The sequence below is a fragment of the Microbispora sp. NPDC004025 genome, from assembly GCF_053604425.1.
In genome coordinates this window covers 840,168-853,838 of record NZ_JBSGHN010000001.1, presented here as the reverse complement: position 1 = coordinate 853,838, position 13,671 = coordinate 840,168, and the positions used below count along the sequence as shown (strand labels likewise).

At 73.6% G+C, this 13,671-nt stretch carries 15 protein-coding genes; all 15 read right to left on the bottom strand.

What is annotated here, in order from left to right:
- Position 1: 1 nt before the first annotated feature.
- Positions 2-382, bottom strand: a complete 381-nt coding sequence (locus ACWEQG_RS04200; protein ID WP_346228517.1) for a DUF3040 domain-containing protein — start codon at positions 380-382, stop codon at positions 2-4.
- A gap of 147 nt (positions 383-529) precedes the next feature.
- Positions 530-1,774, bottom strand: a complete 1,245-nt coding sequence (locus ACWEQG_RS04195) for a DNA polymerase IV (protein WP_363471986.1) — start codon at positions 1,772-1,774, stop codon at positions 530-532.
- Positions 1,775-1,816: 42 nt separating this feature from the next.
- The gene (locus ACWEQG_RS04190; RefSeq protein WP_363471984.1) at positions 1,817-2,539 is read right to left on the bottom strand and encodes a methyltransferase domain-containing protein; all 723 of its coding nucleotides are present in this window, start codon (positions 2,537-2,539) and stop codon (positions 1,817-1,819) included.
- Positions 2,540-2,596: 57 nt separating this feature from the next.
- Entirely contained in the window at positions 2,597-3,007 is a 411-nt protein-coding gene (gene nusB / locus ACWEQG_RS04185) for a transcription antitermination factor NusB (RefSeq protein WP_346228514.1), read from the bottom strand.
- A gap of 1 nt (position 3,008) precedes the next feature.
- Positions 3,009-3,569: an elongation factor P gene (gene efp / locus ACWEQG_RS04180; protein WP_363471982.1), complete on the bottom strand. Its 561-nt coding sequence runs from the start codon at positions 3,567-3,569 to the stop codon at positions 3,009-3,011.
- Positions 3,570-3,594: 25 nt separating this feature from the next.
- Complete coding sequence (locus ACWEQG_RS04175) at positions 3,595-4,656, bottom strand: aminopeptidase P family protein (RefSeq protein WP_452281575.1); 1,062 nt, start codon at positions 4,654-4,656, stop codon at positions 3,595-3,597.
- 46 nt (positions 4,657-4,702) lie between these two features.
- The gene (locus tag ACWEQG_RS04170; RefSeq protein WP_452281573.1) at positions 4,703-6,493 is read right to left on the bottom strand and encodes an FtsX-like permease family protein; all 1,791 of its coding nucleotides are present in this window, start codon (positions 6,491-6,493) and stop codon (positions 4,703-4,705) included.
- Positions 6,494-6,498: 5 nt separating this feature from the next.
- Entirely contained in the window at positions 6,499-7,248 is a 750-nt protein-coding gene (locus tag ACWEQG_RS04165) for an ABC transporter ATP-binding protein (RefSeq protein WP_452281571.1), read from the bottom strand.
- A complete protein-coding gene (locus tag ACWEQG_RS04160) occupies positions 7,245-7,778 on the bottom strand; it encodes a PadR family transcriptional regulator (RefSeq protein WP_452281569.1) in 534 nt (177 codons plus the stop codon). Before ACWEQG_RS04160 ends, ACWEQG_RS04165 begins: the two co-directional genes overlap by 4 nt.
- Before the next feature lie 113 nt (positions 7,779-7,891).
- Positions 7,892-8,926, bottom strand: coding sequence for an LLM class F420-dependent oxidoreductase (locus tag ACWEQG_RS04155; protein ID WP_363471972.1), 1,035 nt, complete (start codon positions 8,924-8,926; stop codon positions 7,892-7,894).
- A 93-nt stretch (positions 8,927-9,019) separates the two neighbouring features.
- On the bottom strand, positions 9,020-9,820 hold the full coding sequence (locus tag ACWEQG_RS04150) for an SAM-dependent methyltransferase (protein ID WP_452281567.1): 801 nt from the start codon (positions 9,818-9,820) through the stop codon (positions 9,020-9,022).
- An 81-nt stretch (positions 9,821-9,901) separates the two neighbouring features.
- Positions 9,902-10,489 (bottom strand): nucleotidyltransferase family protein, encoded by a 588-nt coding sequence (locus ACWEQG_RS04145; protein ID WP_452281565.1) that lies wholly within the window; start codon positions 10,487-10,489, stop codon positions 9,902-9,904.
- Positions 10,486-11,586: an XdhC family protein gene (locus ACWEQG_RS04140; RefSeq protein ID WP_452281563.1), complete on the bottom strand. Its 1,101-nt coding sequence runs from the start codon at positions 11,584-11,586 to the stop codon at positions 10,486-10,488. Before ACWEQG_RS04140 ends, ACWEQG_RS04145 begins: the two co-directional genes overlap by 4 nt.
- On the bottom strand, positions 11,579-12,751 hold the full coding sequence (locus ACWEQG_RS04135; protein WP_452281561.1) for a vWA domain-containing protein: 1,173 nt from the start codon (positions 12,749-12,751) through the stop codon (positions 11,579-11,581). The genes ACWEQG_RS04140 and ACWEQG_RS04135 overlap by 8 nt, the downstream gene beginning before the upstream one ends.
- Entirely contained in the window at positions 12,744-13,646 is a 903-nt protein-coding gene (locus tag ACWEQG_RS04130) for an AAA family ATPase (protein WP_452281559.1), read from the bottom strand. Before ACWEQG_RS04130 ends, ACWEQG_RS04135 begins: the two co-directional genes overlap by 8 nt.
- Between the last annotated feature and the right edge of the window lie 25 nt (positions 13,647-13,671).

The window sequence follows — 13,671 nt, the reverse complement described above, 5'->3', positions numbered from 1 at the left end:
ATCAGTGCTCGTCGTGGCGGCGGCGCCAGCGCTCTTCCATGCGCTCCATGAAGCTCTGCCGCTGCTGGGGACGGCGGCCGCGCTCGCGGGACGGCGGGGAGTCGCCGAACCCGCTCATGCGTTTCCAGCTCGACAGGCCCCACAGACAGGTGGCCAGCATGACCACGAAGCCGGCGGCACCGAGCCAGATCTGGGCCGCGACGACGCCGACCATCAGCAGGACCACGCCGAGTGCGAAGCCTATGGAGGCCTTCACCAGGCGGCGCTTGTAGTGGCTGCGCGGATTGCTGATCCGTACGGTGTTCGCCCACTTCGGGTCCTCGGCATAGAGGGCCTGCTCGATCTGGTCGAGCAAGCGCTGCTCGTGCTCAGACAGCGGCACGGCGCCTCCCAAGGACGGCCCCATTCAGGGGAAGACGGCAACGGACGACACGGGGTGTCCGAACCTCGCGGTCGGTTATCCCCAGAATACGAGGCCTCAGACGTAGGCGAAAGAAAACGTCCAACGCGGTCCAAACCGGAGGTGACGTCATGGACCTATTGGACCAAATGGACGGCGAACAAGCGACGCCGGTTTCACCGCGTCCGGGCCGAACCTGCGGGCCGCCCGGTCCATGGCCTGTTCGGCCTCCCGCCAGCCGGTCTCCCGCTCTCCCAGGCTTATCTGGCGGGTCGCCGCTGCGGCCGGGACCAGGTTCTCCACGCGTACGCCGACCAGTCGCAGCCGTACCCGCTCCAGCCCCGCAGCCTCGTAGAGCTCGCATGATGTGTCGAAAATCTCCTTCGCGACGTCGGTCGCCTCGCGCAGCGTACGCGACCTGGTGATGGTCGTGAAGTCGGATCGGCGGAGTTTGACGCTGACCGTGCGGCCGGCGTGCCCGCCGGCCCGCAGCCGCGCGGCGACCCGTTCCGACAGCCGCAGCAGCTCGCGCCTGATCGTCTCGGGGTCGTCGACGTCGTGCGGGAACGTCTCCTCGTTGCCGATGCTCTTGTCGGGCGCGTGCGGCACCACCCGTCGCTCGTCGCGTCCCCAGGCCAGGGCCGCCAGATGCGCGCCGACGGCGCCGAACTCACGCTGGAGCGTCGCCACCGGCACCTGGGCCAGGTCCCCCACGGTGCGGATGCCGAGCCGTACGAGGGCCTGCTCGGTGCGCTCCCCCACCCCCCACAGGGCGGCCACGGGCAGCGGGTGCAGGAACTCCACGACCCTGCCGGCCGGGACCACGAGCAGGCCGTCGGGCTTGCACTGGCGCGAGGCGAGCTTGGCCACGAACTTCGTGCTCGCCACCCCCACCGAGCAGGTGATGCCGTACTGCTCGGCGACCTGGGCGCGGATCGTCCTGGCGATGGCCGCGGGGCTGCCCAGCCTGCGGCGGGCCCCGCCGACGTCGAGGAACGCCTCGTCGGAGGCGATCGGCTCCACCTCAGGGGTGATCGACTGGAAGATCTCCATGACGCCGCGGGACACCTCGGCGTACTTGGCGTGGCGGGGCGGGATGACCGTGGCCTGCGGGCAGATGCGCCGGGCCCGCGTCATCGGCATCGCCGAGTGGACCCCGAACCGGCGCGCCTCGTAGGTGGCGCTGAGCACGACGCCGCGCGCGCCCGTGGCGCCGACGATGACCGGGGCGCCCCGCAGCTCCGGGCGGTCGAGCAGCTCGACGCTGGCATAGAAGGCGTCCATGTCCACGTGCAGGATCGGGCAGCCGCTGTCGTCGACCGGCCCGTCCGGCGGAGGCGAGGGATCCCGAGGCAGCAGCTGGTTCCGGGACATGACGTCACCCTACCCGAGCACCGCACTACCCGAACATGGTTTCTACTCGCGGTACGCGATGACGTGGATCTGGGTGGCGACGTCGCGGAGCACGGGGTGGGTCGCCGCCGCCCGCTCCAGCGCGACCAGGCCGTCGGGATCGCTCTCTGCGAGCATGCCCGGGACGAGGTCGGCGAAGATCCGCACGCCCTGCACGTCGCCGACGGTGAACCCGGCCGCCTCCAGCAGCGCCGCCAGCGTCTCCCGGGAGAAGCGGCGCGGCGTGGGATCGCGGTCCCCCCAGCGGCCGGCCGGGTCCGACAGCACCCGGCGCGCCTCGTCGAAGTGGCCGGCCAGCGAGCGGTGGACGGCCGCGGCGACCGAGTTGGCGGCCAGCACGCTCACCACGCCGCCCGGCCGCAGGATGCCGCGGACCGCGCCCAGCGCGCCCGCCGGGTCCTCGACGTACTCCAGCACGCTGTGGCACAGCACCAGGTCGGCGCTGCCGGGTTCGAGCAGGTCGCCGAGATCGGCGGCGTCGCCCTGCAGGCCCTTCACGCCGACTCCCGTCTCGGCGGCGCGGCGCTCCAGCGCGGCCAGCGAGTCGGGCGTCGGGTCGACCACGGTCACGACGTGCCCGAGCGTGGCCAGCGGCACGGCGAAGCCGCCGGTGCCGCCGCCGGCGTCCACGATGTCGAGCGTGTCGCGCCCGGTGGCGGCCGTCCGCTCGGCCAGGAGCGCGCGCAACGCCTCCCAGACGACGGCGCGGCGTGTGGCGTCACGCACTTGCGGCCTCCCTGTCGGGGCTGTCGGTCCGCCGGGCGGTGCCGAGGGCGGTGGGGTTCAGAGCGAAAGCGAGGGCTTGAGCTGCTTGAAGCGGGCGAGCAGGCCGTTGACGAACTGCGGCGACTCGTCGGTCGACAGCTCCGCGGCCAGGTGCACCCACTCGCTGATGACGACGCCCTCCGGGACCTCCTCCGACCACAGCATCTCGTACGTCCCGCCGCGCAGGACGTTGCGGTCGACGGCCGGCATGCGCTCCAGCGTCCAGCCCTCGGCGTACGTCGAGATCAGCTCGTCGATGCGCTCCAGGTGCCGGACCACGCCCTCGACGAGGAAGGAGGTGTACTCGTTGACCGGAGGGTCCGACCGCTCCACCCGCTCGGCGAGCACGTCGAGCGGGCTCACCTGCCGGGCCTCCGCCTCGAAGAGGATGTCCAGCGCGCGGCGGCGGGCCTTCCCCCGAGCCGACACGTCAGGCCCGACCGAGGTACTCGCCGGTGCGAGTGTCGACCTTGACCTTCTCGCCGGTGGTGATGAAGAGCGGGACCTTGATCTCCGCGCCGGTCTCCAGCGTGGCGGGCTTGGTGCCGCCGGTGGAGCGGTCGCCCTGCAGGCCCGGGTCGGTGTGCGAGATGGTCAGCTCGACGGCCGCCGGGAGGTCGACGTACAGCGGGTTGCCCTCGTTGAAGGCGACGGTCGCCGTCGTGTTCTCCAGCATGTAGTTGGCGGCGGTGCCGACGACCGAACGCGGGATGTTGACCATGTCGTAGGTCTCGGTGTCCATGAAGACGAAGTCGTCGCCGTCGAGGTAGGAGTACTGCATGTCCCGCTTGTCGACGTTCGCCACGTCGACCTTCACGCCGGCGTTGAAGGTCTTGTCGACGACCTTCCCGGACAGGACGTTCTTGAGCTTGGTGCGGACGAACGCGCCGCCCTTACCCGGCTTGACGTGCTGGAACTCGACAACGGCCCACAGCTGCCCATCGTCGAGCTTGAGCACGAGTCCGTTCTTCAGGTCGTTCGTCGTCGCCACGTAGCGTCTCCCGCGTGCGGCTGCCCTACAGGACGAGCAGCTCCTTGGTGGTCAGTGTGAGAAGCTCCGGCCCGTCACCACGCGTGATCAGCGTGTCCTCGATGCGCACACCGCCCCTGCCCGGAAGATAGACCCCCGGCTCGACGGTGATCGGAACTCGATCCTCTAGTCTACCGGTCCTGCCAGGGCCCAGGAACGGCAGCTCGTGGATCTCCAGCCCGACCCCGTGGCCCAGACCGTGGCCGAACCGCTCGGCCTGACCCGCTTCGGCGATGACCTCGCGCGCCGCGGCGTCCACCTCGTCCGCCGTCGCCCCCGGCCGTACGGCGTGGCGGCCCGCGCGCTGGGCCCGCCGTACGAGGTCGTAGAGGTCGCGCTGCCACGATGCGGGCGGGCCCACGGCGACCGTGCGGGTCATGTCGGCGTGGTAGCCGTCGTAGCGGGCGCCGAAGTCCATGGTCACCAGGTCTCCCCGCTCGATCGGCCGGTCGGAGGGCGAGTGGTGCGGGATCGATCCGTTGGGGCCGCTCGCCACGATGGAGTCGAAGGCCGGCTTGTCCGCGCCGAGCTCGACCATGGCGGCCTCCAGCCACCGGGCGACCCGCCGCTCGGTGACACCGGGGACGATGCGCTCCATAACCAGGGAGAACGCCTCGTCGGTGATCGCGCAGGCGCGGCGCAGCGCCGCGATCTCCCCCTCGTCCTTCACGGCTCTGACGGCCTCCACGAGGCCCTCCACCGGCGTGAGACCGGGGTGCGCGGCGGCGAGCCGCCCGAACTGTCCCACGGGCATGTGGGCGGCCTCCACCGCGACCCGCGCGGTGTCCGGTACGCGATCGAGCAGCACCCCCGCGACGTCGCGGCCCTCGATCACCTCGACGCCCTCGCACACGGCCTCGGCCGTCTCCAGATAGCGCGAATCGGTGGCGAGCGCGGCCTCGCCCGTCGCGGTGACGAGCACGGCGGCGTTGGAGCTGGCGAGGCCGGTGAGGTAACGGACGTTGACCGGCCAGGTGACCAGAACGGCGGCCGTGTCGTGCCCGGGGAGTGCCGCGGCCAGCCGCGCGCGGCGAGATGCGTGCGTCACGCCCCGGACTCTACGCCCGCACGGGCGCTCCTGATGCCCCGGCCGGTCACGCCGTTTCGGCGCTGAGGACCCGCGCCACGGACCGGCGGGCCGCCAGGCGTGCGGGCAGGGCGGTGAGTGCCGCCGTCGCCAGGAGAGTCGCGAGTGCGGCGCCGAGCAGCCAGGCGGTAGGTGGTTCCACCGCGTTCCGGGCCGCGAAGAGCGAGAGCAGGCCGGCGCCCAAAGGAACGCCGAGGACGGCGCCGGGCAGGCTGGGCAGGAACTGGGCGGTGGACAGCCCCGCGGTGATCTGTCCCGGGGTGGCGCCGAGCGTACGCGCGACGGCCATGTTCGCCCGTGCTTCCATGGCGGTGGTCCAGGTGAACGTGACGATGTTCACGACAGCGAGCGCGATCAGCAGGACGGTGACGGCGAGCATCAGCCGGCGGTCGTGCTCGCCGCGCAGGTTGGGCAGGGCGGAGGAACCGTCCAGGCCGTAGCCCCTCTCCGGCTGGGCGTGGAGGGTCAGCAGGGCGACGAGCACGATCACCGTGGTGGCGGTGGCACCCGCCTGCAGCACGGCGCGGCCCGGCCGGCGGGCGGTCAGCCGCAGCCCGAGCAGCAGCGGTGTGGGCAGCAGAGCGGACAACGCGGTGAGCCAGGGCCGGTGACGGGGCTGGTGCGCGGTGGCGGACAGCGCCGTGACGGTCGCCGTACGCATGGCCCGCAGCGTGGGACGCAGCGTGGACAGTACCGCCACGGCCACGGCGAGGACGGTCGCCGTGGCGACGGTGGCGCCGCCGGGCCCGTACGCGTCGCCGATCCGGCTGGCGGTCGGACTGGCGATGGCGGGCACGGTCAGGCGGGCGATCACCAGCCCCAGCGCGTCGCCGGCCAGCGCCAGAGCCAGGTACTCGGTGAGCAGGACGGCGGCGATCAGACCGGGAGCGGCGCCGACGGCCTTGAGCAGCCCAGCCCTGCGCGTCCGCTCGACGGCGCGTCCCGCGGCCAGCGCCGCGACTCCGGTGACGGCCAGGAAGCCGAGCAGCCAGCTGCCGACGACCAGGATCGGCTGGCTGTCTCTGAGGATGACCATGTCCTGTGTGGCGGTGAACCGCCAGGAGTGGAAGTTGATCCTGATGTCGGAGGCACGATGGGCGTGGCGGAAGGCGTCGGCGGCGGCGGGGTCGCGCAGCTTGAGGTCCAGGGCCGAGCTCACCGGGAGATCTTCGGACGACGCCAGTGTCCGGGCGTCCGATCGGGTCATCCAGGCCAGGCCGCTGTAGTCGCTGGGGCCGCCGCCCGGGCCGATCTGCGCCGCCCAGGGATAGATGGAGGTGGCCGCGGTGACGGCGATCCCGACGACGGGGTACGACCGGCCGGCGATGGTGACGTGGTCGCCGACGCCGACGCCCAGCGCGGTGGCGAAACCGCGTTCGAGGACGGTGCCGCCGGAGCGTACCCACTGGCCCGAGGTCACCAGCGGCCGGTTGACCGCGCCGGGCGTCTCGGCGAAGCCCTGCACCACCACCGGGGACGAAAGGGAATCGCGCGTGGTGAGGTCGGCGTAGACGATGCGATAGGGACCATGGTGGGCGACCACGTCGGGAGCGTCCGCCAGCGAGGTCAGGGCCGAGGTCACCTCGGGCCCGGTGTCGCCGGAGAGCGCCACCACGTCCGGCCCGGCGGTGGCCGCGCGGGTCTGCTCGTACAGCGCGTCGCTCACGCCCCGCAGGGACAGGCCCAGCGCCATCGTCGCGGTGGCCGCGGTCACCGCGAGCAGGAGCATCGCGGCCTGGGCCCGGTGCCGGCGCATGTCGGCCAGCACCAGACGCACGACGAGCACGACGGAGCCCACGGCGTTCAGCCCTCCAGCCCGATCAGGCCGCCGAGCCCGCCGAGCCGCCCGGTGCCGGTGCCGGCCAGCCGGGTGTCGTCGACGAACATCCCGTCGCGCATCGAGACCAGCCGGTCCGCGGTGGACGCCACCCGTTCGTCGTGCGTGACGATCACGAGGGTCTGCCCCGCGGCGCGCAGACCTTCGAAGATCCTCAGCACGTCGAGGGTCGCCGCGGTGTCGAGGTTGCCGGTCGGCTCGTCGGCGAGGACGACCAGCGGGTCGTTGACCAGCGCGCGGGCGACCGCGACCCGCTGACGCTGCCCGCCCGACAGCCGCGACGGCAGGTGCCGGGCGCGGTCGGCGAGCCCGACCCGCTCCAGCAGCAGGCCCGCGCGGCGCCTGGCCTGGCGGCGCGAGCACCCCGCCAGCAGCGCGGGCAGCTCCACGTTCTCGGCCGCCGACAGCTCCTCCACCAGATGGAAGGCCTGGAAGACGAACCCCACCGTCCGGCGCCGCATGCGCGCCAGCGCCCGCTCGCTCAGCGTGTCGATGCGCCGCCCTGCCATCCACACCTCGCCACCGGTGGGCCGCTCCAGGCCACCGAGCAGGTGCAGCAGAGTCGACTTCCCGCAGCCGCTCGGTCCCATCACCGCCAGCGTCTGGCCCTGCGGCACCTCCAGGTCGACCTCGTCCACCGCGCGGACCCGGCCCTGCCCCTGACCATGCGTCTTCACCAGGCCGCGGGCCCGGACCACGGCGCTCGGCGCGTTCATCCGCCCTCGATTCCGCGGTCGGCTTCGGACCAGGCCCGCTCGCAGGCATCCAGCCAGCGCAGGTCCGCCTGCAACCGCAGCACGACCCCTTCCAGCAGCAGGCCGGCGCTCGAGCCCGCCGGCTCGGCCAGCGCCGCCTGCTGCGCCTCACGCATGTGACGCAGCAACTCCCGGCGCTGCGCCGCCACCAGCTCCACCGGGTCGGCCAGCCTGGCCGCGGCGGCGGCGGCGAGCTTGAGATGGAACTCCGCCAGGTCCGGTTTCGGCCAGCCCACCTCGGCCAGCCAGGCCGCCACGCGTTGCTGCCCGGCCGGCGTCAGCGCGTAGACCTTGCGCTCCGGCCGCTCGGGCAGGCCGTCCGCCCGCTCGCAGACGACCAGCCCCGCGCGCTCCAGCCGGGCCAGCGTCACGTAGATCTGACCGCGGTTCATCGACTCGCCCAGGGGGCCGAGGACGCGCCGCAGCCGGGCGTGCAGGTGGTATCCGTGCGAGGGCTCCTTGGCGAGCATCGCCAGCACCGCGTCCTGCATGTCACCCCCTAACGGTTAGCCAATAGATAGCCGTTACCCATAGGAAGTGTCAAACATCACTCCGGCGGTGACCCTCGGCGGCGCAGGTCATGGCGCCCGCGCCGCCGGACGGCTCAGGAGGCCAGGTCGCGGATCTTCTCGATGAGCGCGACGCGCTCCTCGTGGGTGCGGGCCACGGGAGCGACGTTGAGCGTGGTGACCCCGGCCTCGCGCAGCGCGGCCAGCCGCTCCCTGACGTGCCCCTCCGAGCCGACCAGGGACATGCGTTCCAGCAGTTCCCTGGGCACCAGCGCCTCGGCCTCCTTCTTCTTGCCCTCCAGGTAGAGGTCCTGGATCTGCTCGGCCTCCTTCTCGTAGCCGTAGCGCCGGGCGAGGTCGTTGTAGAAGTTCCTGCCCTTGGCGCCCATGCCGCCGATGTAGAGGGCGGCCATGGAACGGCCCAGCTCCAGCACGCCCTCGACGTCGTCGCCGATCGCGAGCACGGCCTGCGCGATCACGTCCAGCTCGCCGAGAACGGGATCCCTGCGCTCGCGGCCGGCGGCGAGCGAGGGGCCCCACACCTCGCCGGCCTTCTCCGGCATGAAGAAGATCGGCTCCCAGCCCTCGGCCAGCTCGGCGGCGAGCTCCACGTTCTTGGGCCCGATGGCCGCGATCACGATCGGGATGCGCTCGCGCACGGGGTGGTTGATCAGCTTGAGCGGCTTGCCGAGGCCGGTGCCGCCCTCCATGGGCAGCGTGTAGTGCTTGCCGGAGTACTCCAGCCGCTCGCGCCGCCAGACCTTGCGGCAGATCTCGATCACCTCGCGGGTGCGGCCGAGCGGCGCGGTGTACGGCACGCCGTGGAAGCCCTCGATCACCTGCGGACCGGAGGCGCCGAGGCCGAGCGTGAACCGCCCGTCGGAGACGTAGTCGAGACCGGCGGCCGTCATGGCCAGCAGGGCCGGTGTGCGGGAGTAGATCGGCAGGATGCCCGAGGCGATCTGCAGCCGCTCGGTCCTCGCCGCGATGTAGCCGAGCTGGCTGACGGCGTCGAAGCTGTACGCCTCCGCCACGAACACGATGTCGAGCCCGGCCTTCTCGTAGTCGGCCAGCTCGGCGACGGTCTCCTTGAAGCCCCCCGAGTAGTTGAGGGCCATTCCGATCCGCATCCGCCTCGTCCTTCCGCGTGAACCCGTCGGTAACCGAATGATGTTCCGTATACGGATGCCAAGGCTAACCAGCCAGAAGGACCGTGACCACCGTCAGGGGCGGCGGGCGACACCGCCGAGCACCGGCAGGAAGCCGCCGCGCGGCGGCAGCGCGTCGTCGCCGGGCCGCCACTCGTTCAGCGGGACCAGGCCGGGCTCGACCAGGTCGAACCCGTCGAAGAAACGGGCGATCTGCGCGCCCGGCCGGGCCTCGAAGGGCGCGTTCGCGTTGCCGTAGACGTCGCCCGCCCGGGCCATCTCCTCCGGGAGGAGATCGGAGCAGACGTGTGAGATGACGACGTGACTGCCCGGCGGGAGCAGGTCGCGGTAGGCCGCCACGACGGCCTCCGGGCCCTCCTCGTCGGGGACGAAGTGCAGGCAGGACACCAGCAGCACCGCCACGGGCCGGTCGAGGCCGAGGCCGGCGGCCGACGCCGCCGTCACGATCTCCTCCGGCCGCCGCAGGTCGCCCTGCAGGAAGCGCACCCGCGGGTCGCCCTCCAGCAGCGCCCGCCCGTGCGCCGCCACCACCGCGTCGTTGTCCACGTACGTCACGAACGAGTCGGGGGCCTCCTCCAGCGCGATCTCGTGGACGTTGCCCTGTGTCGGCAGGCCCGCGCCGAGGTCGAGGAACCCGCGGATGCCGCATTCGGCCGCCAGGTAGCGCACGGCCCGGCCGAGGAAGGCGCGGTTCTCCCGCACCGCCTCCCGGACGTAGCCGTGCGACAGCTCGATGACCCGCTCGGCCGCCGCCCGGTCCGGCGGGAAGTGGTTCTTGCCTCCCAGGTAGTAGTCGTACATGCGGGCGACGTTGGGCCGGGTGACGTCCAGCCCGCCGGGTGCCTGCTCCGTCATGACGCGCTCCCCGCTCGGCCGGAACCATCCTTCGTGATCATTGTGGCGGAGCCCATGGATGACGGCGAATCGGGCGAATCGCTACTTGTGGAGTCGCCCCTTACGGAGTCGACACAGGTCGGCGGGGGTGTCGACGTCCGCCGGGTCGCCCGCGTCGTCGCAGGGCACGGGCGTCACCAGCTCCGGGTGCGCGCGCAGGAAGGGACGCGCGCCGACGTCGCCCTCGGCGAGCGCGGCGACCTCCGCCAGGTGCTCGCGCGCGATGAGCACCGGGTTGCGGGGCGCTCCGCCGTACGCCGCGACGGCGACGCGGGCGCCGGCCTCGAACGCGGCGATCAGCCGGCGCACCGCCTCGGGCCGCACCAGCGGCTGGTCGGCCAGCGCGACGACCACCGCGGGGGCGGCCGGCGGCAGCGCGCGCAGCCCGGCCCGCAGCGACGAGCCCATCCCGGCCGCCCAGCCGGGGTTGGGCACGACGACCGCGCCGGCGACCGGCACGTCGGCGGCCCCGAGGACGATGAGCACCGGCCGGCACCCGCCCTCGGCGAGCACCCGCACGCCGCGGTCGGCCAGCCGCTCCCCCTCGAACTCCACCAGCGCCTTCGGCCCGCCGAACCGGCTGCCGCCCCCGGCGGCCAGCAGCAGCCCGGCGACCACCCCGCCGTTCACGGGGTATCACCGTGGATGCGTCCCGACGTCTCGGTCAGCGGCCTGCCGCTGCCGCCCCAGCGGAGCTGGATCAGCTCGGCCGCGATCGACACGGCCGTCTCCTCCGGTGTGCGCGCCCCGAGGTCGAGCCCGATCGGCGACCGCAGCCGGGCCAGTTCGTCCTCGGTCAGGCCGGCTTCGCGCAGCCGCGCCAGCCGGTCCGCGTGCGTGCGCCGCGACCCCATCGCCCCGACGTACGCCGCGGGGGTGCGCAGGGCCACCTCCAGCAGCGGCACGTCGAACTTCGGGTCGTGGGTGAGCACGCAGATCGCGGTGCGCTCGTCGACCTCGGCGGCGGCCAGGTAGTCGTGCGGCCAGGCCACCACGACCTCGTCGGCCTCGGGGAACCGCTTGGCCGTGGCGAAGACCGGCCGCGCGTCGCACACCACCACGTGGTAACCGAGGAAGCGCCCGATCCGCGCGACGGCCGCGGCGAAGTCGATCGCGCCGAAGACCAGCATGCGCGGCGGCGGCGCGAACGACCGCACGAACACCCGCAGGTCGTCCAGGCGCCGCTCCCCCTCGGGGCCGTAGCGCCGCACGCCGGTCAGGCCCTGCGCGAGCATGCCGCGCGCGTCGTCGTCCACGGCGTCGTCGAGCCGGGCCGAGCCGAGCGAGCCGGCCGCCCGGTCCGGCCAGACCACGCGGCGCGCCCCCACGCGGCCAGGACCCGCGACGATCGTGGCCACGGCCACGGGTCGCCGCGCGGCGACGTCGGCGGCGAGCTCCCCCAGCTCCGGATAGTCCTGTTTCGAGACCGGCTCCACGAACACATCGATGATCCCGCCGCAGGTCAGGCCGACCGCGAAGGCGTCGTCGTCGCTCACGCCGTACCGCTGCAGCACCGGCGTCCCGGTGGCGACGACCTGCGCGGCTAGCTCGTAGACCGCTCCCTCGACGCACCCGCCCGAGACGCTGCCCACCGCCTCGCCGTCGAGGACGGCCATGGCCGCCCCGGGCGGGCGCGGCGCGCTGCGGAAGGTGCCGACGACGGTGGCGAGCCCGAACCGCCGCCCCTCCTCCCACCAGCGCAGCACCTGGCCGAGCACGTCACGCATCGGCGCCCTCCTTCCGTGCGGCCCCGGCCCTTCGCAGGGGCCGGTCGCCGGCCAGCAGCGCGGCCAGTTCCTCGCAGGCGGCCAGGCTGTGCCCGGCGACGAAGTCCGTGACGTACGGCAGCGCCGCGCGGATCCCGGCGGTCATCGGCCGGTACGCCGGGTCGCCCTTGTGGGGGTTGACCCACACGACGCGGCGGGCCAGCCGGGACAGCCGGGCCATCTGCGCGCCCAGCAGGTCGGCCGGGCCCCGTTCCCACCCGTCGGACGCGATCACGACGATGGCCCCCCGGGGATCGGGCAGGCGCAGCAGCGCCCGCACCTCCTCCCCCAGCCGGGTGCCGCCGCTCCAGTCGGGGATGGCCGCCGAGCAGGCGTCCATGGCGAGACCGGGGTCGCGGTGGCGGAGCGCGGGGGTGATCCTGGTGAGCCGGGTCCCCGCGCTGAACACCTCGGTCGCCCTCGGCTCCGCGCGGACCAGGGCGTGGGCCAGGCGCAGCAGCGTGTCGGCGTACGCGGCCATCGAGCCGCTGACGTCCACCACCATGACGACCCGCCTCGGACGCATCCGGCGCACGCGCCAGCGCAGCCGGGCCGGCTCGCCGCCGTGCCGCAGGATCTCCCTGACCGTGCGCCGGGCGTCGGTCGCACCGCCGTGGGGCGACGGGCGGTACCGCCGCGACCTGCGCGGCTGCCGCGCGCCGCGCAGCAGCGCGAGCAGGCGGTGCACCTCCCGCCGCTCCGCCTCGCTCATCCGCGCCACGTCCCGGTGCCGCAGCACCTCGGCCTCGCTCGCCGTGGCCGGAGGGGCGCCGGGCTCGCCCGCGGGTTCCGGCTCCCCCGCGCCGTACGGCGTGGCCACCGGGCGGGTCACGGACACGGTGGTCGCGCGCACGCGGCGCGGCGCGGGGAAGGCCGCGGAGAAGTAGGCGGCGAAGCAGCGGTCGTAGCGGGGCAGGTCGTCGGGCCCGGCGCACAGCGTGAGGCGGCCGGCCCAGTAGACGTTGCGCCCGTCGGCCGCGTCGAGATGGCCGAGCGCCGCGAGGAAGCTCTGGGTGCGGTGGTGGTCGGCCGCCACCCCGGCCGTCCGCAGCGCCCGGGCGAACCCGGCCAGCACGGCGACCGGCCCGGGGCCGTCCCCGCTCCGGCCTGCGACGCCGTCAGCCACGGCCGCCGCCCGGCGTGAGCAGCCCCATCGCCCGTACGGTCTCCTGGTCCTCCCGGTGCTTGAGCAGCGCGCCCAGCGTGGCGGCCGCCAGGGCGGGGTCGAGCTCCGCCGCGCCGAGCGTGAGCAGGGCCTCGGTCCAGTCGAGGGTCTCGGCGACGCCGGGCGGCTTGAGCAGGCCGGCCTCGCGCATCCGGCCCGCCGCCCGCGCCACGTCCGCCGCGAGCCGCTCGGCGCATCCGGGCAGGCGCCGCCGCAGGATCGCCACCTCCCGGTCGAACGCCGGGTGCTCCAGCCAGTGGTAGAGGCAGCGCCGTTTGAGCGCGTCGTGCACCTCGCGGGTGCGGTTGGAGGTCAGGACGACGACCGGCGGGGTCGCCGCGCTGATCGTCCCGATCTCCGGCACCGAGATCGTGAAGTCCGACAGCACTTCGAGCAGGAACGCCTCGAACTCGTCGTCGGCCCGGTCGATCTCGTCGACGAGCAGCACACTGGGCTGCGTCTCCAGGGCCCGCAGCAGCGGCCTGGCGATGAGGAAGCGCCGGTCGTAGATCTCGCCCTCCAGCGCCGCGACGTCCGCCACCCCGGCCGCCTCGGCCGCCTTGAGGTGCAGGAGCTGGCGCGGGAAGTCCCAGTCGTACATGGCCTGCGCGGCGTCGAGGCCCTCGTGGCACTGGAGCCGGATCAGCGGCGCGTCCAGGATCGCCGCCAGCGTCTTGGCCAGTTCGGTCTTGCCGACGCCCGCCTCGCCCTCAAGGAACAGCGGCCGTCCCATCCTCAGGGCGAGGTAGGCCGCGGTCGTCACGCCCTCGTCGGCCAGGTAGTCGTGGTGGTCGAGCAGCTCCGCCAGCCTCGCCGGCGCGTCGATGTCCGAGATGGTGGTCGTCCGCCGCAGCACACGGACAGGCTACGCGGGGGGCGTT